Source organism: Pseudomonas sp. P5_B3, from assembly GCF_056400405.1.
In genome coordinates this window covers 66,911-88,279 of sequence record NZ_JBFULI010000016.1, presented here as the reverse complement: position 1 = coordinate 88,279, position 21,369 = coordinate 66,911, and the positions used below count along the sequence as shown (strand labels likewise).

Annotated in this window: 18 protein-coding genes; 8 read left to right on the top strand and 10 right to left on the bottom strand. The window is 61.1% G+C overall.

The features are described from left to right. The first annotated feature begins 9 nt into the window (after window positions 1-9). Window positions 10-402 (top strand): 4-carboxymuconolactone decarboxylase, encoded by a 393-nt coding sequence (pcaC, locus tag AC1DRN_RS12395; protein WP_130210590.1) that lies wholly within the window; start codon window positions 10-12, stop codon window positions 400-402. Window positions 403-522: 120 nt separating this feature from the next. On the opposite strand, the gene AC1DRN_RS12390 is transcribed toward pcaC, so the two are convergent. The 4 genes from AC1DRN_RS12390 to AC1DRN_RS12375 form a co-directional block, all read right to left on the bottom strand. Next, window positions 523-1,782, bottom strand: a complete 1,260-nt coding sequence (locus tag AC1DRN_RS12390; RefSeq protein WP_223464016.1) for an OprD family porin — start codon at window positions 1,780-1,782, stop codon at window positions 523-525. A 442-nt stretch (window positions 1,783-2,224) separates the two neighbouring features. Then, window positions 2,225-3,685: an efflux RND transporter outer membrane subunit EmhC gene (gene emhC, locus AC1DRN_RS12385; protein WP_223463808.1), complete on the bottom strand. Its 1,461-nt coding sequence runs from the start codon at window positions 3,683-3,685 to the stop codon at window positions 2,225-2,227. Continuing rightward, the gene (emhB, locus tag AC1DRN_RS12380; protein WP_223463809.1) at window positions 3,685-6,846 is read right to left on the bottom strand and encodes an efflux RND transporter permease subunit EmhB; all 3,162 of its coding nucleotides are present in this window, start codon (window positions 6,844-6,846) and stop codon (window positions 3,685-3,687) included. The genes emhC and emhB overlap by 1 nt, the downstream gene beginning before the upstream one ends. Before the next feature lie 3 nt (window positions 6,847-6,849). After that, window positions 6,850-8,007, bottom strand: coding sequence for an efflux RND transporter periplasmic adaptor subunit (locus tag AC1DRN_RS12375; RefSeq protein ID WP_223463810.1), 1,158 nt, complete (start codon window positions 8,005-8,007; stop codon window positions 6,850-6,852). A 264-nt stretch (window positions 8,008-8,271) separates the two neighbouring features. Here AC1DRN_RS12375 and emhR point away from each other — a divergent pair, with 264 nt between their 5' ends. Then, window positions 8,272-8,904, top strand: coding sequence for an efflux system transcriptional repressor EmhR (gene emhR / locus AC1DRN_RS12370; protein WP_223463811.1), 633 nt, complete (start codon window positions 8,272-8,274; stop codon window positions 8,902-8,904). Between the two features lie 355 nt (window positions 8,905-9,259). Here emhR and AC1DRN_RS12365 read toward each other — a convergent pair whose 3' ends face one another. The 3 genes from AC1DRN_RS12365 to AC1DRN_RS12355 are packed head-to-tail and all read right to left on the bottom strand — an operon-like array spanning window position 9,260 to window position 11,842. Next, a complete protein-coding gene (locus tag AC1DRN_RS12365) occupies window positions 9,260-10,309 on the bottom strand; it encodes an alkene reductase (RefSeq protein ID WP_477786722.1) in 1,050 nt (349 codons plus the stop codon). 30 nt (window positions 10,310-10,339) lie between these two features. Further along, a complete protein-coding gene (locus AC1DRN_RS12360; protein WP_223463813.1) occupies window positions 10,340-11,506 on the bottom strand; it encodes an MFS transporter in 1,167 nt (388 codons plus the stop codon). Between the two features lie 33 nt (window positions 11,507-11,539). After that, window positions 11,540-11,842, bottom strand: coding sequence for an ArsR/SmtB family transcription factor (locus AC1DRN_RS12355; RefSeq protein WP_223463814.1), 303 nt, complete (start codon window positions 11,840-11,842; stop codon window positions 11,540-11,542). A 170-nt stretch (window positions 11,843-12,012) separates the two neighbouring features. Between AC1DRN_RS12355 and AC1DRN_RS12350 the strand changes: the two genes are divergently transcribed. Continuing rightward, window positions 12,013-12,591, top strand: coding sequence for an acyl carrier protein phosphodiesterase (locus tag AC1DRN_RS12350; RefSeq protein ID WP_223463815.1), 579 nt, complete (start codon window positions 12,013-12,015; stop codon window positions 12,589-12,591). Window positions 12,592-12,699: 108 nt separating this feature from the next. On the opposite strand, the gene AC1DRN_RS12345 is transcribed toward AC1DRN_RS12350, so the two are convergent. After that, entirely contained in the window at window positions 12,700-13,491 is a 792-nt protein-coding gene (locus AC1DRN_RS12345) for a lysophospholipid acyltransferase family protein (RefSeq protein WP_223463816.1), read from the bottom strand. After that, window positions 13,491-14,246, bottom strand: coding sequence for an L-ornithine N(alpha)-acyltransferase (olsB, locus tag AC1DRN_RS12340; protein ID WP_223463817.1), 756 nt, complete (start codon window positions 14,244-14,246; stop codon window positions 13,491-13,493). The genes AC1DRN_RS12345 and olsB overlap by 1 nt, the downstream gene beginning before the upstream one ends. 145 nt (window positions 14,247-14,391) lie before the next feature. On the opposite strand from olsB, the gene AC1DRN_RS12335 reads away from it, so the two are divergent. From AC1DRN_RS12335 to AC1DRN_RS12315, 5 genes are all read left to right on the top strand, one after another. After that, entirely contained in the window at window positions 14,392-15,279 is an 888-nt protein-coding gene (locus AC1DRN_RS12335) for an acyl-CoA dehydrogenase family protein (RefSeq protein ID WP_223463818.1), read from the top strand. A 179-nt stretch (window positions 15,280-15,458) separates the two neighbouring features. Continuing rightward, entirely contained in the window at window positions 15,459-16,553 is a 1,095-nt protein-coding gene (locus AC1DRN_RS12330) for a serine hydrolase domain-containing protein (RefSeq protein ID WP_223463819.1), read from the top strand. Beyond that, window positions 16,550-16,873: an amidase gene (locus tag AC1DRN_RS12325; RefSeq protein ID WP_223463820.1), complete on the top strand. Its 324-nt coding sequence runs from the start codon at window positions 16,550-16,552 to the stop codon at window positions 16,871-16,873. Before AC1DRN_RS12330 ends, AC1DRN_RS12325 begins: the two co-directional genes overlap by 4 nt. Before the next feature lie 150 nt (window positions 16,874-17,023). Further along, complete coding sequence (locus tag AC1DRN_RS12320; protein WP_223463821.1) at window positions 17,024-17,614, top strand: YceI family protein; 591 nt, start codon at window positions 17,024-17,026, stop codon at window positions 17,612-17,614. A gap of 1 nt (window position 17,615) precedes the next feature. Continuing rightward, a complete protein-coding gene (locus tag AC1DRN_RS12315) occupies window positions 17,616-18,773 on the top strand; it encodes a phospholipase D-like domain-containing protein (RefSeq protein WP_223463822.1) in 1,158 nt (385 codons plus the stop codon). 156 nt (window positions 18,774-18,929) lie between these two features. Here AC1DRN_RS12315 and bglX read toward each other — a convergent pair whose 3' ends face one another. Beyond that, on the bottom strand, window positions 18,930-21,221 hold the full coding sequence (gene bglX, locus AC1DRN_RS12310) for a beta-glucosidase BglX (RefSeq protein WP_457266124.1): 2,292 nt from the start codon (window positions 21,219-21,221) through the stop codon (window positions 18,930-18,932). Window positions 21,222-21,369: the final 148 nt, after the last annotated feature.

Sequence of the window (21,369 nt, the reverse complement as noted above, 5' to 3'; positions counted from 1 at the left end):
GGTATTGCTGTGGATGAGAAACAACGTTACGACGAGGGGATGAAAGTCCGTCGCGCGGTCCTCGGCGACGCCCACGTCGACCGCAGCCTGACCGCCCTGACCGAGTTCAACTCGGAGTTTCAGGAGATGATCACCCGTCACGCCTGGGGCGACATCTGGACCCGCCCGGGCCTGCCGCGCCATACCCGCAGCCTGATCACCATTGCCATGTTGATCGGCATGAACCGCGAGGGCGAACTCAAACTGCACCTGCGCGCCGCCGCCAACAACGGCGTGAGCCGTGGCGAGATCAAGGAAGTGATCATGCAGAGCGCCATCTACTGCGGGATTCCGGCGGCCAATGCGACGTTCCATTTGGCCGAGTCGGTGTGGGATGAGTTGGGGGTTGAGTCGCGGGAGTGATTAGTAACACCGTACAACCTGTGGGAGCGAGCTTGCTCGCGATGGCGTCGGCACATTCACTATTGATGTCGCCTGATACACCGCCATCGCGAGCAAGCTCGCTCCCACAGGGGATTGTGTTTACAACAGGCTGATCGGATAGCTGATGATCACGCGGTTCTCATCGAACTCATTGTTGCTGTAGTCGCGACGCATGGTCGAGTTGCGCCATTTCAGGTTCAGGTCCTTCAGCGCACCGCTCTGCACGGTGTAGCCCAGTTCACTTTCACGCCCCCATTCCTTGCCATCGGTGATGCTGCCGGTGTGCACATTGTCGCCGCTGATATAGCGGTTCATCAGAGTCAGGCCCGGCACGCCGAGGGCGACGAAGTTGTAGTCGTGGCGTACCTGCCAGGAGCGTTCCCGGGCATTGTCGTAGCTGGAGTTGTAGCTGTCGTTGGCCAGGGTGCCGCCGCTGGTGCCGTTGACCCGCATCCAGGCGTTGTCGCCGGTGAGTTTCTGCAGGCCGACATAGAACGTGTTGCCGCCGTACTTGGCCGAGAACAAGCCGTACATGGTTTTGTTGTCCAGCTCGCCAGCCCGGGCGCTGCCGTCATCCTTGCCGTAGAAAAAGCCCAGGTTGGCGCCCAGGGTCCAGTCGCCAAGCGGCTGGCTGTGGATCACGTTGACGAATTGCTGGCTGTAAATGTCCTTGAGCTCGGCGTTCCACAGACCGATCTGGGTGCGCTTGTCATTGAACAGGTACTCGCCGCCCTCGAAGTTGAAACGGTCGGAGGTGAACGCCGCTTTGCCGGTCATCGACATGTCGCCCATGCTGCTGTCGTCCCGTGGGCTGTTCTGGCGGAACTGGCCGCCGTAGAGCGTCAGGCCATTGATTTCCTTCGACGTGATCTGGCCGCCGCGGAAGGTTTGCGGCAACGAGCGACCGTCGTCGGAGCGCAGGATCGGCAGTACCGGCATCCACTCGCCGACTTTCACTTCGGTCTGCGACAGCTTGGCCTTGAACGCCACGTTGGTGCGGCCGAAGTTGTCTGCCGGGCGACCGTCGTGATCCAGCGGCAGCAGTTGCGTACCACCGGTACCTTTGCCGCCATCAAGCTTCACCGAATACAAACCGAGCACATCCATGCCGAACCCGACGGTGCCCTGGGTGAACCCGGATTTGGCGTCGAGGATGAAACTTTGCGTCCACTCTTCGGCCTTGCCCTGGGCCTTGGTCGGGTTGGTGAAGTTGCGGTTGATGTAGAAGTTGCGCAGGTTCAGGTTGACCTTGGCCCCATCGACGAAGCCCGACTCTTCGGCATAGGCGGGCAGGGCGGCGCTGGCCAGGGCGGCGACGATCAGGCTGGGTACGAAATACTGCGCGGTGGAAGACGTCATGAGCTCGGGTCTCTCTAATTCTTGGGGATGAAGCGCGGTGATGCCGCAACCCGGGGTTGCAGACGAATTTTCGAAATCAGTACAAACGAAGCGGATCAGCCGGAGAGGGCAAGGCGCGGGGGCATGGTGTCGAACCTGTTGTTATTGGTTTTGTGGTTCGGATGGTGCGTGGAATGTACTGGATGGTTCAATCGTAAAAAGCGGGTTTTGGGCGATTATCGAACGCAACATGACGCAGTGTTTTATGGTGTCAGCACCGGCCTCATCGCGAGCAAGCTCGCTCCCACAGGGGATTGGTGTTGAATACAAAAACTGTGTTCACACTGAAGATCCAATGTGGGAGCGAGCTTGCTCGCGATGGTGCCATCACTGACAACGCAACTTTTCTCGCAGCCAACAAAAAGCCCACCAAAAAGGTGGGCTCCGTGTTTTCACAGCGCTATCAGAAATACTTCATCTTCGGCGCTTCTTCTTTCAACGGCTCGTTCTTTGCCGTTTGTTCGTTCCAGCCACCACCCAGTGCCTTGTACAGATTGACCTGGCTGACCAGCTGCGCCAGGCGGTCGGTGATCAACACCTGTTGCGCACTGAACAGCTGACGCTGGGCATCGAGGAAGGTCAGGTTGCTGTCGACACCGATGCGGTAACGACGCTCGGCCAGGCGGTAGTATTCCTGGTTGGCACTGACGAAATCTTTCTGTGCCTGCAACTGCTGGACGTAAGTCTCGCGGGCGGCCAGGCCGTCGGCGACTTCCTGGAAGGCTGTTTGAATGGACTTCTCGTAGTTCGCCACGCCGATGTCTTTCTGGATTTTCGAGTAATCCAGACTGGCGCGCAGGCTGCCGGCGTTGAAGATCGGCAGGTTGATCTGCGGCTGGAACAGCCAGGTGCCCGAACCGCCCTTGAACAGGCCGGACAGGTCCGGGCTCAGGGTGCCGGCATTGGCCGTCAGGCTGATGCTCGGGAAGAACGCTGCCCGCGCCGCGCCGATGTTGGCGTTGGCGGCCTTCAGGTTGTACTCGGCCTGAAGGATGTCCGGACGACGTTGCAGCAAGTCCGACGGCAGGCCGGGCGGCACGTCGCTCAACAGGTCGTCGTCAAGTGGTTTGGCCGCTTGCAGGTTGGCCGGGACACCGGTGCCGAGCAGCAGCACCAGGCTGTTCTCGTCCTGGGCGACCTGACGGGTGTACTTGGCCAGTTGCGCACGGGCGTTTTCCACCGAGGTACGCGACTGCGCCAGGTCCAGGGCCGAGGCGACCCCGACTTCGTTGCTGCGGGCGGTGAGCTTGTAGCTCTCCTCGAAGGTGGCCAGGGTGTCCTGGGTCAGCTTGTACAGTTCCTGGTCGGCCTGCCAGGTCAGGTAGGCATTGGCCACGCTGGCCACCAGGCTGATCTGTGTGCTGCGGCGGCCTTCTTCAGTGGCGAAGTACTTCTGCAACGCTTCTTCGTTCAGGCTGCGAACCCGACCGAACAGGTCGAGTTCATAGGCGCTGATCCCGACTGTGGCCGAGTTGGAGCTGACGATGCCGGTTTGGCCGGTCTGCGAAGCGTTAGACGGAACGCGCTGACGGCTGCCGGTGCCGTTGGCCGAGACGGCCGGGAACAGATCGGCACGGGAGATGCGGTACTGCGCCGCAAACGCGTCGATGTTCAGGGCCGCGACACGCAGGTCACGGTTGTTTTCCAGGGCAACCTGGATCAGCTGTTGCAGCGCCGGGTCATGGAAAAACTGCTTCCAGCCCTGCTCGGCAGCGGCTTGCGCCGGTGCCTGGGCCGGCGAATACGCCGGGCCCTGCGGGTATTGGCCCGCCACCGGCGCTTCGGGCTGCTGATAATCAGGTATCAGCGAGCAGCCACCGAGCACGAAGGCGGCGACTGCCAGGGAGAGTAGCGACTTGCTCATTAGCCAGCCTCTTGAGGAGTTTCAATGGCGTCATCCTGGTCGGCGATTTTACGCTGGCCAATGGACGACACGGTGACGAAGAACAGTGGGACCCAGAAAATCGCCAGCACAGTGGCCGTGATCATACCGCCGATCACACCGGTGCCGATTGCATGCTGGCTACCGGAACCCGCGCCGGTGGATATCGCCAGTGGTACCACACCCAGAACGAAGGCGAGCGAGGTCATGATGATCGGTCGCAGACGCATGCGACTGGCTTCAATTGCCGCATCGCGCAGGCTACGCCCTTGTTCGTGCAGTTCCTTGGCAAATTCGACAATCAGAATGGCGTTTTTCGCCGCCAGACCAATGGTCGTCAACAGACCTACCTGGAAGTACACGTCGTTGGACAAACCGCGCAGGCTGGTGGCCATCAATGCACCGATGATCCCCAGCGGCACCACCAACATCACCGCGATCGGAATCGACCAGCTCTCATACAACGCCGCCAGACACAAGAACACCATCAGCAGCGACAGGGCGTACAGCGCTGGCGCTTGCGAACCGGACAGACGTTCTTCGTACGACAGACCGGTCCAGGAAATACCGACACCCGCCGGTAGCTTCTGCGCGATGGCTTCGACTTCGGCCATGGCTTCACCGGTGGAATAGCCAGGCGCCGGGGCCCCGAGGACTTCCATCGCTTCCACGCCGTTGTAGCGGGCCAGTTTCGGCGAACCGTAAATCCACTCGCCCCTGGCGAACGCCGAGAACGGAACCATGGTGCCGCTGCTGTTGCGCACGTACCACTTCTGCAGGTCTTCAGGGTTCATTCGAGCGCCTGGCTGGCCTTGCACGTAAACCTTTTTCACGCGACCGCGGTCGATGAAGTCGTTGACGTAGCTACTGCCCAGGGCAATCGACAGGGTGTTGTTGATATCGGCGATGGTAATGCCCAGGGCACTGGCCTTCTCGTCATCGATTTCCAGTTGGTATTGCGGTTCGTCGTTCAGGCCGTTCGGACGCACCTGAGTCAGAATCTTGCTTTGCGCGGCCATGCCGAGGAACTGGTTGCGTGCAGCCATCAGTTTGTCGTGGCCGATGCCGGCGCGGTCCTGCAGGAACACGTCGAAACCGGTGGCGTTACCCAACTCCAGTACCGCCGGTGGCGCGAAGGCGAACACCATGGCGTCACGGAAGGTGAAGAAATGCTGTTGGGCGCGGGCCGCTACCTTGAACACGTTGTTGTCGGCGTTACGCTCGTCCCACGGCCGGAGCATGATGAACGCCATACCCGAACTCTGGCCACGGCCGGCGAAGTTGAAGCCGGTTACGGTAAACACCGAGTTCACCGCATCGCCTTCACCGCCATCCTTGCCCGGACGCAGCAGGAATTCACGCATCTCGTCCACGACCACCTGGGTGCGCTGGGCGCTGGAACCGGCCGGGGTCTGCACCTGGGCAAACAGTACGCCCTGGTCTTCTTCCGGCAGGAACGCCGTTGGAATACGGGTGAACAGCCAGATCATGCCGACGACGATGATCAGGTAGGCCAGCAGGTACGGGGCCTTTTGCGCGAGCATATTGCCCACGCCACGCTCGTAGCTTCTGACGCCGCGGTCGAAGTTGCGGTTGAACCAGCCGAAGAAGCCGCGTTTCGGGGTGCCGTGCTCGCCTTTCGGAATCGGCTTGAGCATGGTCGCGCAGAGCGCCGGGGTGAAGATCAGTGCAACCAGTACCGACAGGGCCATGGCCGAGACGATGGTGATCGAGAACTGCTTGTAGATCACACCGGTGGAACCGCTGAAGAACGCCATCGGCAGCAGCACCGCCGACAGCACCAGGGCAATACCCACCAGTGCGCCCTGGATCTGGCCCATGGATTTCTTGGTGGCTTCCTTGGGTGACAGGCCTTCTTCGCTCATCACCCGTTCGACGTTTTCCACCACGACGATGGCGTCGTCCACCAGCAAGCCGATGGCCAGCACCATACCGAACATAGTCAGGGTGTTGATGCTGAAACCGGCTGCCGCGAGGATCCCGAATGTACCCAGCAATACTACCGGCACGGTCATCGTGGTGATGATGGTGGCGCGGAAGTTCTGCAGGAACAGGAACATCACCAGGAACACCAGTGCGACCGCTTCGACCAGGGTGTGAACCACGCCTTTGATCGATTCGGTCACCACCGGAGTAGTGTCATACGGGAACACCACTTCCATCCCTTGCGGGAAGAACGGTTTGAGGTTGTCGATGGTCGCGCGCAGGGCTTTGGCCGTATCGAGAGCGTTGGCACCGGTGGCCAGTTTCACCGCCAGGCCGGATGCCGGGGCACCGTTGAACTGGGCGTTGATGCTGTAGTTCTCACCCCCCAGACCGACTTCGGCGACATCTTTGAGGCGAACCTGGGAGCCATCCTTGTTGACCTTGAGCAGGATCTTGTCGAATTGCTCCGCGGTCTGCAGACGGGTCTTGCCGATGATGGTCGCGTTCAACTGGGTGCCGGGCAGGGCCGGCAGGCCGCCGAGCTGGCCGGACGACACCTGGACGTTCTGCGCAGCGATGGCGGTCTTGGCGTCGATCGGGGTCAGGTTGAATTTGTTCAACTTGGCCGGGTCGAGCCAGATCCGCATGGCGTACTGGGAACCGAACACCTGGAAGTCACCGACACCGGCGGTCCGCGAGATCGGGTCCTGCATGTTCGACACGATGTAGTTGGACAGGTCGTCCTTGGTCATGCTGCCGTCACGCGACACCACGCCGATCACCAACAGGAAGTTCTTCACCGCCTTGGTGACGCGGATACCTTGCTGCTGCACTTCTTGCGGCAGCAGCGGGGTGGCCAGGTTCAGCTTGTTCTGGACCTGAACCTGCGCGGTATCGGAGTTGGTGCCTTGCTCGAAGGTCGCGGTAATGGTCATGGTGCCGTCGGAGTTACTTTCCGACGAGACATAACGCAGGTGGTCGATACCGTTGAGTTGCTGCTCGATCACCTGAACCACGGTGTCCTGCACGGTCTGTGCCGAAGCACCCGGATAGGCAACGGAAATGGCGATCGCTGGCGGCGCAATGCTCGGGTATTGATTGATCGGCAGTTTGAGGATCGATAGAGCCCCGACCAGCATGATCACCAGGGCGATTACCCAGGCGAAAATCGGACGGTCGATAAAAAATTTCGACATGGTTTACTCCCCTTTGTCGCCAGACGCTTTATCAGCTACCTGGGCGGGGGCCGGGTTCCTTACGGCTACGTTGGTCGCTTCACTGGCCTTGACTTCGATGCCGGGTTTGACGAATTGCAGACCTTCGGTAATCAGTCGATCGCCGGCCTTCAGGCCGTCTTCGATCAGCCATTGGTTACCGACGGTGCGGTTGGCCTTGAGATGACGCAGTTCGACCTTGTTGTCCGGGCCGACAACCAGTGCGGTCGGGGTACCCTTGAGGTCGCGGGTCACGCCTTGCTGCGGGGCCAGAATCGCCGCGCTGTTCACACCGGCCAGCAACTTGGCGTGCACGAACATGCCAGGCAGAAGGGTGTGATCAGGGTTCGGGAAAATCGCGCGCAGGGTGACGGAACCGGTGGTCTGGTCAACCGAGATTTCGGAGAATTCCAGCTTGCCGTCCAGCGTGTACTCGCTGCCGTCTTCGAGGGTCAGCTTGACCGAGGCCGCGTTGTCACCGGCTTTTTGCAGGCGACCGCTTTCCAGCTCGCGGCGCAGTTGCAACAACTCGACCGAGGACTGCGTCACGTCGACGTAGATCGGGTCGATTTGCTGAATCACCGCCATTGCGTCGACCTGGGCATTGCTGACCAGCGCGCCTTCAGTCACCGAGGAACGGCCGATACGGCCGGTCAACGGGGCATAGACCTTGGTGTAGCGCACATTGATCTGGGCGGTTTGCAGCGCGGCTTCCGATTGCAGGCGGTTGGCCACGGCGGTGTCGTATTCCTGACGGCTTACGGCTTGTTCGTCGACCAGTTGCTTGTAGCGGTCGGAAATCGATTTGGTCGAACGCAGGTTGGCCTCAGCGCTGGCGAGCGTTGCCTCATAGACCGAGGGGTCGATCTGATAGAGCTGCTGGCCGGCCTTGACGTCGCTGCCCTCCTTGAACAAACGCTTGAGAATGATGCCGTTGACCTGCGGGCGAACTTCGGCAATGCGGAACGCACTGGTACGACCTGGCAGATCGGACGTCAGGGTGAAAGCTTGCGGTTGCAGAGTCACGACGCCGACCTGAGGCGGTGGGGCGGCCGGTGCTGCCTCTTCCTTTTTGCATCCGCTGAGCAGCGATGCCAGGGCGAAGGCGGCGACCAGAGCGGTAACAGCTGGCTTGAATTGCATGAAAATCCTCGGGTCAGGCGCGCAAGGAGCGCACTAGAAAGGTGGAAGGTTGAAAAGTGGTTACCGAGTGGATAAGTAGCTTGCTAATGAATATACTTACGTACATGGCTGTTTGTAAATACCCGGGCTGCGTATCAACGCCGTTACACAAGCCGTTGAAAGGTTGGAAATGCAGGCCCGGGACGCCCCCCAGAACGTTCGCCCCACTTTTATTCAGCTGATATTCAGACATCGCTGAAGCACCCTGATTGAGGTTGTACTGCCATGGTCCGTCGTACCAAAGAGGAAGCTCAGGAAACCCGCGCACAAATTCTCGAGGCGGCCGAAAAGGCCTTTTTCGAGCGAGGTGTGGCGCGCACGACCCTGGCGGACATCGCGACCCTGGCCGGTGTCACTCGAGGGGCCATTTACTGGCACTTCAGCAACAAGGCGGATCTGGTACAGGCCATGCTCGACACCTTGCATGAGCCGCTGGAAGAAATGGCCAAGGCCAGCGAGAGCGAAGACGAACTGGATCCCCTGGGCTGCATGCGCAAACTGTTGATTCATTTGTTTCATCAAATTGCGCTGGACCCGAAAACCCGCCGCATCAATGAGATTCTTTATCATAAGTGCGAATTCACCGATGAAATGTGCGACCTGCGCCAGCAGCGCGTGTCAGCCAGCCTCGAATGCAATGTACGGATCGGCCTGGCCCTGAGAAATGCCGTGAATCGCGGCCAGTTGCCGGAAAACCTCGACACCGCCCGCGCCGCGATCAGCTTGCATGCTTATATAGACGGCATTCTGTACCAGTGGTTGCTGGCCCCCGACAGTTTTGAATTGCACACCGAAGCCGAGCGTTGGGTCGATACGGGGCTGGATTTGTTGCGCTTCAGCCCCAGCCTGCGTAAATAAAGCAAAATGCGTAATTAGCGCCTTGTGTGTCAACCGTTGAGGCCGCAGATGAACAGTTCTTCACGCGCTCTTCGACAATGGGGTGCTTTTATATACTCACGCTCGGCAGGTTGACAGGTAGCAAGCTCAGTATTTTGTAGGGAATTTGTGTCGAGTCTGTGAGCACCTGCCGATGATCGCGGCCCCTGTGGGAGCGAGCTTGCTCGCGATRGCGGTGTGTCAGTTGACGTCTTCGTTGATGGTTACGCCGCCATCGCGAGCAAGCTCGCTCCCACAGTGGATAGTGTCAAACCGTCAAATATTAAAAAGCCCCGGTTCTTTCGAGTCGGGGCTTTTGCGTTTCAACGGTTGCTGATTACAGCGATGGGTAGTCGATGTAACCGACCGGGCCTTTGGCGTAGAACAGCTCCGGACGCGCTTCGTTCAGCGGCGCGTCAGCCTGCAAACGCGCTGGCAGGTCAGGGTTGGCAATGAACGGTACACCGAAGGCGACCGCATCGGCCTTGCCGCTGGCGAGCAACGCGTTGGCGCTGTCCCTGGTGAAACGCTCGTTGGCAATGTATGGGCCGCCAAAGGCCTCCTTCAGTTGCGGACCGAGGCTGTCGGCACCTTCTTTCTCACGGGAGCAGATGAAGGCAATGCCACGCTTGCCCAGTTCGCGAGCGACGTAGGTGAAGGTTTCGGCCAGGTTGTCGTCGCCCATGTCATGCAGGTCGGCGCGTGGTGACAGATGCACACCCACACGGCCGGCGCCCCAGATTTCGATCGCCGCGTCGGTCACTTCCAGCAGCAGGCGGGCACGGTTCTCCAGGGAGCCGCCGTAGTTGTCAGTGCGCTGGTTGGTGCTGCTTTGCAGGAACTGGTCGAGCAGGTAACCGTTGGCGGCATGGATTTCCACACCGTCGAAGCCGGCCGCCTTGGCGTTCTCGGCTCCGACGCGGTAAGCGTCGACGATGTCAGCGATTTCAKCGGTTTCCAGGGCGCGCGGGACAGGGAAGTCGGCCAACGGACGAACCAGGCTGACGTGGCCCTTGGGCTGGATGGCGCTCGGCGCGACCGGGGCTTCACCGTTCAGGTACAAACCGTGGGAAATGCGACCCACGTGCCACAGTTGCAGGAAGATCTTGCCGCCCGCGCCGTGGATTGCCTTGGTCACGTTGGACCAGCCACGCACCTGATCGTTGGACCAGATGCCCGGGGTGTCCGGGTAGCCGACGCCCATCGGCGTCACCGATGTGGCTTCGCTGAGGATCAGGCCGGCGGAGGCGCGTTGTACGTAGTACTCGGCCATCAGCGCGTTGGGTACGCGGCCTTCATCGGCGCGGCAGCGGGTCAGCGGTGCCATAATGATGCGGTTGGCCAACTCGAGGTCGCCCAGTTTGATCGGATCGAAAATAGTCGTCATTTAAAGCAACCCTCGTGAGGTAATGGTTGATCAGTTGGTAGCAGGGGCCAGATCGGGATTGCCGCTCTGACGGAAAGTAATCAGGGTCACCAGCAGGGCGAGTACCGCCAGTGCGGCTGCGGCGAGCGGCACGCTGGTCAGGCCGAAGCCGTGGGCGATGACACTGCCGCCGACCCAGGCACCCAGGGCGTTGCCGATGTTGAAAGCGCCGATATTCAGGGTCGACACCAGGTTCGGTGCGGCGTTGCCGAAGGTCACCACGTTCACTTGCAGCGCCGGTACGGCGGCGAAGCACGCGGTGGCCCAGAGGAACAGGGTGATTTCGGTCGGGATCAGCGCGACGCTGGTCCAGGTCAGCACGGTGGACACCACGGCCATGGTGATGAACACGCCGATCAGCGTCGCAGCCATGCCTTTGTCGGCCAGCTTGCCGCCGATGATGTTGCCGACCGTCAGGCCCAGGCCGATGAGCATCAGGGTCCAGGTCACGCCACGGGGCGAGACGCCGGTGACTTCGCCCAGCAGCGGCGCGACATAGGTGAACAGGGTGAACACCGAGGCGGCAAACAGCGCGGTCATGCTCAGGGACAGCCAGATGCCGCCGCCCTTGAGTGCGGCCAGTTCGGCGCGCATGTCGAGTTTTTCTTCATCACGCTTGGCCGGCAGGAAGCGGATCAAGCCTATAAGTGCAATCACACCAATCACGGTCACGGCCCAGAAGGTCGAGCGCCAGCCAGCTTCCTGACCGAGGGCGGTGCCCAGCGGTACGCCGAGGACGTTGGCCAGGGTCAGGCCGGTGAACATCAGGGCCACGGCCGAAGCGCGTTTGTTCGCAGGCACCAGGCCGGCGGCTACCACTGAACCGATACCGAAGAAGGCGCCGTGGCACAGGGCGGTGACCACACGGGCGAACATCAGCACATCGTAGTCGCCGGCCACTGCGCAGAGCAGGTTGCCGACAATGAAGATGCCCATCAACGCTACCAGGGCGGCCTTGCGCGGCAGTCGGGCGGTGGCCAGCGCCATGAATGGTGCGCCGATGGCCACGCCCAGGGCGTAACCGGTCACCAGCCAGCCGGCACCAGGAATCGACACACCGAGGTCGGCTGCCACGTTGGGCAGCAGGCCCATGATGACGAACTCGGTGGTGCCGATAGCGAAAGCGCTCAAGGCCAGGATGAGTAGCGAGAGGGGCATGGGTATTTCCTTTTGGCTGGCTGACGTTAAGGGTCAGAGCTCTTTACTGAAGGTTTTGAGGAACTCCTGAATGGTTTCCTCGTTGCGTTTGAAAAAATGCCACTGGCCGACTTTGCGGCTGCTGATCAGGCCGGCGCGTTGCAGGGTTGCCAGGTGTGCGGACACCGTGGACTGCGACAGGCCACAACGTTGATCGATCTGCCCGGCGCAGACGCCGTGCTCGTTACTGTGGGACTGGTCGGGAAATTCGACGGTCGGGTCCTTGAGCCAGTGCAGGATTTCTCGCCGTACCGGGTGTGCCAGGGCTTTTATTATTTCGTCGAGATTCATGGTCATGATGTGGGCTCGTGATGTTTAAAACGCTATATCGCGATGAGGCGAACTTTAAATCGGTATTTCGCGATATACAAATATGATTTTGCTCTCATCCGCTCACATTTCGGTATATCGAGTTATAACGATATGTTGAGTGTAACAAGACAAGGGGGCAGTGCTAAGCTGCGCCCATGAACTATCTCGCACATCTTCACCTCGGTGGTCAGCGTCCCGGTCAATTGCTCGGCAGTCTGTATGGCGATTTCGTCAAGGGACGGCTGCAAGGGCAGTTCGCTCCGGAAATCGAGGGGGCCATCCAACTGCACCGCAGCATCGACGTGTTCACTGATCGCCATCCGCTGGTGGACGTCGCGTTGTCGCGTTTCTCCCTGACCCGTCGACGCTACGCGGGGATCGTGCTCGACGTGTTTTTCGACCATTGCCTGGCCCGGGACTGGACGCTGTATGCCGACCGGCCTCTGGCGTTGTTTACCTCGGACGTTTACCAGGTTTTGTCCAGCGAACGACAACTGCCGGAGCGGCTGGCGAAGATTGCGCCGCACATGGTGGCCAATGACTGGTTGGGGTCGTATCAGGAATTCGAAGTGCTGGAGCAGGTGTTGCGCGGGATCTCGCGGCGCCTGACCCGGCCGGAAGAGCTGGCGGCAGCGATGCAGGAATTGCGGCGGTTGTATGAACCGTTGAGCGAGGACTTCAGGTTGTTCTACCCGCAACTGCAGGCATTTGCCCGGAACTATCCAACAACATAAAACCACTGTAGGAGCGAGCCTGCTCGCGATTGCGGTCTGTCATTCAGCATCATCGTTGAATGTTAAGCCGCTATCGCGAGCAGGCTCGCTCCTACAGGGGCTATGTGCTTACGCTGCAATTGCGGGGCGCATCGGTGCTCGCTGAGGTTCAACAACAGCGCCAAACAACACCTTCTGCACCGCCTGCTGCGCTTCGAACGCCAGTGCAGCACGTTCCCGACCTTCGCAAGCGATTGGCTTCAGCAAGTGAATCTCCACACCGCCACGGTCATTGCTGAACAGGCGCATCAAGTGCGAGAGCAGATCATCGTCGCCAATGAACGGCGCCAGCGCGCAAGGCTCGCCGTCACGCACATAACGAATCGCCACCGGCTGCAGCGCCACTTCGGAATCGATGGCGGCGGACAGCAGGCGACCATGGAAGGTACGCAGCGAACGACCATCGGTGGTGGTGCCTTCCGGGAACATCAGCAGTGGGTAGGCTTGTTCCAGGTGGCGGGTCATCTGCTTGCGGATCAACTGGCTGTCACCCGAGCCACGGCGGATAAACAGGCTGCCGGCCTTGGCCGCCAACCAGCCGGCTACTGGCCAGGTGCGCACTTCGGCCTTGGACAGGAACGACAGCGGCGTGAGCATGCCCAGCAGCGGGATGTCGGTCCAGGACACGTGGTTGCTGACCCAGAGCATCGGGGCCTTCGGCAGTTCGCCGTGAACGGTCACGTCAAAGGGCAGAGCGTTGCTCAGGCGGGCCATGAAGAACCGCGACCAGCGCTGGCGACGCGCCATCGAATGGGCCAGGCCCAGGCGCTCGAACACCCCGAACACGCTGGCCATGCCCAGGCCCAGCGTCACCACCAACAGCACTCGCGCGATTCGCGCGTACACCCGCAACCGGCTCATTACACAGCCGCCTTGAAGTGTTTGGCGTAGCGCGGGCAGAGTTCGTCGCGCTTGAGCAGGATGAACACGTCGGCGACCTGGAAGTCTTCGTCCCAGCATGGCTCGCCGCAGATCTTCGCGCCCAGGCGCATGTAGGCCTTGAGCAACGGTGGCATTTCGGCAATCACGTTCGACGGGATGTCCAGGTTTGGCAGCGGGTTTTTCGGCTCGGCACGCAGATGTTCGGTGCACAGGTAGCGTTCGCGCAGACGCTGCATGATCGCGTGGGCTTGCACGCCGCCATCCTGCATCGGAATGCTCGCGCAACCCATCAGGTAGCTGTAGCCGCCCTGGTTCAGGACTTCAGCCAGTTCGCCCCAGAGCACGGCGATGGTGCCGCCGTTGCGGTAGGCCGGGTCGACGCAGGTGCGACCGATTTCCAGGATCGGGCCTTGCAGGTGCACCAGGCCGTGGAGGCTGAATTCTTCTTCGCTGTAGAATTTGCCCAGGCTGCTGGCAGCCGTGTGGTCGAGCAAACGGGTGGTCGCCACCAGACGCCCGGTGTTCAAGTCACGCACGCCGATGTGGGCGCAGTGAACGTCGTAGTCATCCATGTCCAGACCCAGTTCCGCGCCTTTCAGCCTGGCGTTGAACTCACCGCTGAACACGTTGAAGCGCAAGGCCTGGGCCTCCTGCAATGCCTCGGCGCCCACCAGGCGTTCGGCTTGCAGGCGGCGTTCGTTGCCGGTGTCGCTGATGCGGGCGATCTGAGTCATGGCGAATCTCCGTGCGGGCTGCTCACCCGTCTTTGGGCTACAGCGAATCGACTTTCTTTGTCTGGCAAAGTCAGGCTATGTAGCCCCGGTGTCATCGCCATTAAGCTTTGGTGATGCTTATATGACAGCCCTCGAGGAGCCTCTTATGCCCTGGCAATCCCTGTTGAACCGCCGTGATCGCTTGCCCGCCAACCCGGATCTGGCTGAAGGTTTCGCGACCTTGTTGCAGCAGTTGGGCACGGTCACACCGTTCGAATTGGCCGTGCTTGGCGGGCGGTTGATGGCGACGCCGGGGCTGGCGTTTCTGGTGGGGTATCAAGCGGCCTTGCGCATGCTCTGGCCGAGTGCGCCGCTGAGCCTCGGCGCGCTGTGCGCCACCGAACAGCGCAGCCTGCGCCCGGCCGACATGCAAACCCGACTGAGCGGTTTGCGCCTGAGCGGACGCAAGGATTTCGTCACCGCCGGCGATGCCGCCGACTGGCTACTGGTGGCGGCGCGCAGCGAGGAGCCTGGCACCGATCCACGCTTGAGCCTGGCGGTGATCCATCGTGGTGAGCCGGGTGTGCGGGTGGAAAAACTGGCGCCGATCCCGTTGATGCCGGACATCAGTCATGGCCGGTTGTTTCTGGATAACGCACTGTGTGAATTGCTCGCCGGGGATGGCTGGGACGCCTACGTCAAACCGTTCCGCACCCTGGAAGACATCTATGTGCTGAGCGCCATGACGGCGTGGTTGTATGGCGTCGGCCAGGAATGTGCTTGGCCGCAAGGCTTGCAACTGCGGTTGCTGGGGTTGTTGGCGGGGTGCGCGGAAACCAGCCGCCAGCCACCGACCCATCCGGCCGGGCATGTGTTGCTTGGCGGGTTGTTTGCACAGTTCGAAGGGCTCAAGGCTGAGGTCAATGAGGCGTTGGCTGGAGGGCCTGTGGAGTGGGCGGTGATGTGGCAGCGGGATCAGGCGGTGATGGAGTTGGCGGCGGGGGCTCGGGGCAAGCGGTTGGCCAAGGCGTTGGCGGAATTTTCGTTGAATTGACTGGCCTCATCGCGGGCAAGCCCGCTCCCACAGGGGGCTCTGGCACACACAAAATCAGTTAGGACACTAAACCTGTGGGAGCGAGCTTGCTCGCGATGGCGGCCTGATTGGCAACATGAACTTCTGAATTGTCATCAAGCTCGACTAGGCTCAGCAAGTTCAATCTCCGAGCCCCCGCCATGTCCAAAGGCTTGTCCCTGATTTTCCTGCTGTTGTTCAGCTTCACGGCCCGGGCCGAAAACTGGCCCGCCGAGCAATGGCCGACCGCCCCGACACCGACCGGTCCGGCGCTTCAGGCCCTGGAGGCCTATGCCTTCCCATCCCGCGATGACACCACTCGCCAGGGCATTCGCACCGATGCCTTGCTGGTGATTCGCGACGGCCAGTTGCTCTACGAACGCTACGCCGGTCCGACGACGGCCGAGACACCGCACCTGATCTGGTCGATCAGTAAAAGCCTGATGGCTACGGTCCTCGGCGTGGCCTATGGCGAAGGCTTGTTCAAGCTCGGCGACCCGGTGGCGAAGTTTTATCCGCCCCTGCATAAACACCCCGACATGACCATGGCCGACCTGCTGCACTGGGCCTCGGGCCTGGACTGGCAGGAAGACTACGAATACGCACCGCTGAAGTCTTCGGTGGTGGCCATGCTCTACACCCGTGGTCGCCACGACATGGCCGCATTTACCGCGGCCCATGATGCTTATGCGGCGCCAGGCCAGACGTTTCGCTACTCCAGCGGCGACAGCAATCTGCTGTCCGCCGCGTTGAAAACCATCGTCGGTCCCGGCCGTTATCCCGACTTTCCGTGGACTGCATTGTTCGAACCGCTGGGCATTCGTCACGCGATCTGGGAGACCGATGCCACGGGCACTTTCGTCGCGTCGTCCTATGCCTACCTCACTGCACGGGACCTGGCCCGGGTCGGTCTGTTGATGGCCCGCGAGGGTCGTTGGGGAGACAAGCAGTTACTGCCCAAGGATTGGGTGGCGTTCAACCGCGAGCCCTTCGCTCACTATCACGCACACGAAGACGATGCCGTCCCCGGCGGCCAATGGTGGCTCAATCGAGCCGTCGAGGGCGCGGCACGAGCCTGGCCCGATGCCCCCGCCGACACATTCGCCGCATTGGGTCATTGGGGGCAGGCAATGTATGTGATCCCCAGCGAACACCTGGTGATCGTCCGCTATGGCGATGACCGCGACGGCAGCTACCGGCACAACCAACTGCTCCAACTCGCGCTCAAGGTCTTTGCCGGGAAGGTGCAGCCATGACCGGTTTCATTCGTCGTCGACCGGCCAGTTCCCTATTGTTGATCCTGCTGATCGCCTTGCTCGGCTGGATCTGGCACGAGCGGGTGGCGCTGTGGGCGTTCCCCGACATCATCAGCGCTTACACCGCCAAGGAATATTGCTCGTGCCGCTATGTGATGGGTAACGACACCGAGTATTGCCACCGCTATGTGAAGCAGTGGCTGCCCGCCAGCGGCTTTACCGATGACGCTGCCGGCAAGCGTGTCACGGTCAGCGGCATGGGCCGCAGCAACAGCGCCGTGTGGATGGGGGAGCGACAGGGCTGTCGCTTGGAGCCATGATCACAATGAAGTTCCTGGGTGAGGGGAGGGCTTTTGTGGCGAGGGAGCAAGTTCCCTCGCCACAAAAGCAGGTTTGGCGTAATAGACGGCTTGCAATGCGCTGAAGGCCAGTTAAGGTTCAGCACAGGTTTATCTGCCCCACGAGTCTCTATGTTCAAGCGCTCCACCCTTCAATCCCTTGCTTTCCTGCTGCTGGCCGGTGCCGCGTTGTCGGCCCGCGCCGATTGGTACCTGGATGGTGAGTCCTCGCGTCTGTCATTCGTCAGCACCAAAAACGCCAATGTTTCCGAAGTGCAGCGCTTTCTGGTGTTGCACGGCAAGGTCGATCCCGAGGGACTGGCGCAGGTGGAAGTCGAGCTGGAATCGATCAACAGCGGCATCCCGTTGCGCGATGAGCGCATGCGCAAGGAACTGTTCCAGATCGACCGGTTTCCCGACGCCGTGATCACCACGAAAATCGATCTGCGCCCGATCAACGACCTCGCTCCCGGCGCGCAGCTGGAATTGCGCCTGCCGCTGATGGTGGACCTGCACGGCAAACAACACGAATACCCCGCCGAACTGCTGGCGACCCGTCTCGATGACCGACGCTTTCAAGTGGTGACCCTAGAACCGCTGGTGATCAACGCCGAGGATTTCGATCTGGCACCTGGTCTGGAAACGTTGCGCAAAATGGCCGGCCTGTCGGCGATCAGTCTGTCGGTGCCGGTGGGTGCGGTGCTGATTTTCACGGCGCGCTGACATGGCCGGAGCGATTTTTCCCTGGCGTGAAGGCAACCACTTCGAACTGCTGGTCGATGGTCCGCAGTTTTTCCCGCGCATGCTGGTGGCGATTGCCCGCGCCGAAGAACAGGTCGAGCTGGAGCTGTATCTGGTGGAAGCGGGCGCCTGCGCCGAAGCCATGGTCCAGGCATTGGTGCAGGCCGCCGAGCGCGGGGTGCGAGTGCGCTGCCTGTTCGATGACTATGGCAGCCTCGCCTTCACCCTGACCTTGCGTCAGCGGCTGACGGCTGCCGGCGTGGAGCTGCGTTTTTACAATCGCCTGAGCTGGCGGCGTTGGGTCGGCAACTTCTACCGCGATCACCGCAAATTGTTGCTGGTGGATCAGAGCCTGGCGGTCGTCGGCGGCACCGGTGTCACCGATGAGTTCTGGACCCCGGGGGAAGACGTCAGCGAATGGCATGAGGTGATGGTGGAAATCACCGGGCCGCTGGTGCTCGACTGGCAGTTGCTGTTCGATCGCCAGTGGATCGCCAACCGCCATCGTCGCGCCTGGCGACCGGCCTCGCATTTCGGCTTGCCGCGCCTGCCACGGGTGCCGTCCATGGGCGAGGGCATGGGCCGGGTGGCCTATGCCGACGCCCGTCAACACCGGGACATTCTGCAATCGCTGGTGCGCGCGTTGAACAGCGGCCAACGACGAATCTGGCTGGCCACGCCGTACTTTTTGCCGACCTGGAAAGTCCGCCGTTCCCTGCGCCGGGCGGCTGCCCGGGGCGTCGATGTGCGGTTGCTGCTGACCGGCCCCCGTACCGATCACCCGTCCGTGCGCTACGCCGGGCATCGTTACTACCCGCGACTGCTCAAGGCCGGGGTGAAGATCTTCGAGTACCAACCGTGTTTCCTGCACCTGAAAATGGTCCTGATCGATGACTGGGTGAGCATCGGCTCGTGCAACTTCGATCACTGGAACCTGCGCTTCAACCTGGAAGCCAACCTGGAAGCGCTGGACCCCGGGTTGACCCGGTCGGTGGCGGCGAGTTTCGAGCACGACTTCGCCCTGAGCCAGCAAGTCAGTCTGGAGGAGTGGAAGCGCCGGCCATTGTGGCGGCGGGTCAAGCAGCGGGTGTGGGGATGGGTGGATCGGGTGGTGGTGAATCTGCTGGATCGAAGGGGTTGAACCCAAACTTTCAAACACCCTGAAACCACTGTAGGAGCGACGGTGCGGCGACCCGACCTGCTCGCGATGGCGGCCTGACAGTCAACAATGATGTTGAATGTTATGGCGTCATCGCGAGCAGGCTCGCTCCTACAGGTTTTTGCGGTGTTTCAGGGATTAGAGCAACTCAAAACTCTGCTGCGTCACGTCCACTGAATCCAGGCCAATCTGCACGTTGAACTTGCCCGGTTCCGCCGCGTATTTGAGCTGGGTGTTGTAGAACTTCAGGTCGTCCTCGGTGATGGTGAAGTGCACGACTTTCTGCTCGCCAGCCTTGACCATTACTTTCTGGAAATTCTTCAGTTCCTTGATCGGGCGGATCATCGAGCCGGCCACGTCCTGGATGTACAACTGCACCACGGTTTCGCCGTCGCGCTTGCCGGTGTTTTTCACCGTGACGCTGGCGTCGAGCTTGCCGGTCTTGTTCAGTGTGGTCGACGACAGGGCCATGTCGCTCAGGCTGAACTCGGTGTAGCTCAGGCCATAGCCGAACGGGTACAGGGGGCCTGTGGTGTCATCGAAATATTGCGAGGTGTAGTTGCCCGGTTTGCCCGGAGTGAACGGCCGGCCAATGGTCAGGTGGTTGTAGTAGGTCGGAATCTGGCCGACCGAACGCGGGATACTGATCGGCAGTTTGCCCGACGGGTTGTAGTCGCCGAAGAGCACATCGGCGATGGCGTTGCCGCCTTCGGTGCCGGTGAACCAGGTTTCCAGGATCGCGTCAGCCTGCTCTTTCTCTTCGAGGATCGTCAGTGGGCGGCCGTTCATCAACACCAGCACCAGCGGTTTACCGGTGGCTTTCAGGGCACGGATCAGCTCGCGCTGGTTTTCCGGGATGTTCAGGTCGGTGCGGCTCGACGATTCGTGGGACATGCCACGGGATTCGCCGACGGCGGCAACGACCACATCGGCATCCTTGGCCGCTTTCACCGCTTCGTCGATCAGCACCTTGGCCGGGCGCGGGTCATCCACCACTTCCGGGGCGTCGAAGTTGAGGAAGTTCAGGTAACCGAGGATTTTCGGGTCGCTGGTGATGTTGGCGCCACGGGCGTAGATCAGTGTCGATTTATCGCCCAGCGCGGCGGTCATGCCATCGAACAAGGTCACCGATTGAGCAGGGCGACCGGCAGCGGCCCAGCTGCCCATCATGTCGATGGGCGCCTTGGCCAGCGGACCGACCAGGGCGATTTTCGCGGTCTTCTTCAGCGGCAGGGTTTCGTTGCGGTTTTTCAGCAGCACCTGGCTGCGGCGTGCCACATCACGGGCCTCGGCGCGATGCAGGCGGCTGTCGGCGTAGGTGTCGACCGGGTCATCCTCGGCCTTGCCGATGCGCAGGTACGGGTCCTTGAACAGGCCCATGTCGTACTTGGCGCCCAGTACCGCACGCACGGCGTTGTCGATGTCGCTCTGCTGGATTTCGCCGGACTTCAGCAGCCCTGGCAGCTCTTTGCCGTACAGGGTGTCGTTCATGCTCATGTGGATGCCGGCCTTGATTGCCAGCTTCGCCGCTTCGCGACCGTCGGCGGCAACGCCGTGCTTGATCAGCTCGAATATCGCCCCGTGGTCGCTGACCGCCAGGCCCTTGAAGCCCCACTCCTTGCGCAGCAGGTCGTTCATCAGCCAGGTGTTGGCGGTGGCCGGCACGCCGTTGATCGAGTTCAGCGCAACCATGACTCCGCCAGCGCCGGCATCGATGGCGGCACGGTACGGCGGCAGGTAGTCCTGGTACATCTTGACCGGGCTCATGTCGACGATGTTGTAGTCGCGGCCACCCTCGACCGCGCCGTACAGGGCGAAGTGCTTGACGCTGGCCATGATGCTGTCGGCCGCGTTCGCACCAGTCCCCTGAAACGCCTTGACCATCACGCCGGCTATGCGCGACACCAGGTAGGTGTCTTCGCCGAAGCCTTCGGAAGTACGCCCCCAGCGCGGATCGCGGGAGATGTCGACCATCGGCGCGAAGGTGACGTCGAGGCTGTCAGCCGCGGCTTCCTTGGCGGCAATACGCCCGGACAGGCCGATGGCGTCCATGTCCCAGCTCGAGGCCAGGGCCAGCGGGATCGGGAAAATGGTGCGGTGGCCGTGGATCACGTCGTAGGCGAAGAACATCGGGATCTTCAGGCGGCTGCGCATGGCCGCGTCCTGCATCGGCCGGTTTTCCGGGCGGGTGATCGAGTTGAACGTACCGCCGATGTTGCCCGCCGCGATTTCCTTGCGGATCATTTCGCGCGGCATTTCCGGGCCGATGCTGATCAGGCGCAGTTGGCCGATTTTTTCATCGAGGGTCATTTGCTTCATCAGGTTGCTGACGAAGGCTTCCTTGTTCTCCAGGGGTGCGGGCGTCGTGGCGGCCAATACGTTATGACTGGCCAGGCTGACGAACAGGCCCAGCAAACACAGCTTCTTCATGAATAGTTTTCTCAAGGGCCCAAACGGCGATGTACACGCCGGCCAGCCAAAATTTAGGGAGCGTCTATTGTTGTTCGGGTGCCGGCTCAAAAGACCAGAGCCAAAAAACCACAGCCAGATGGCGGATGCGTTTTTGCGCAGGGCCTCT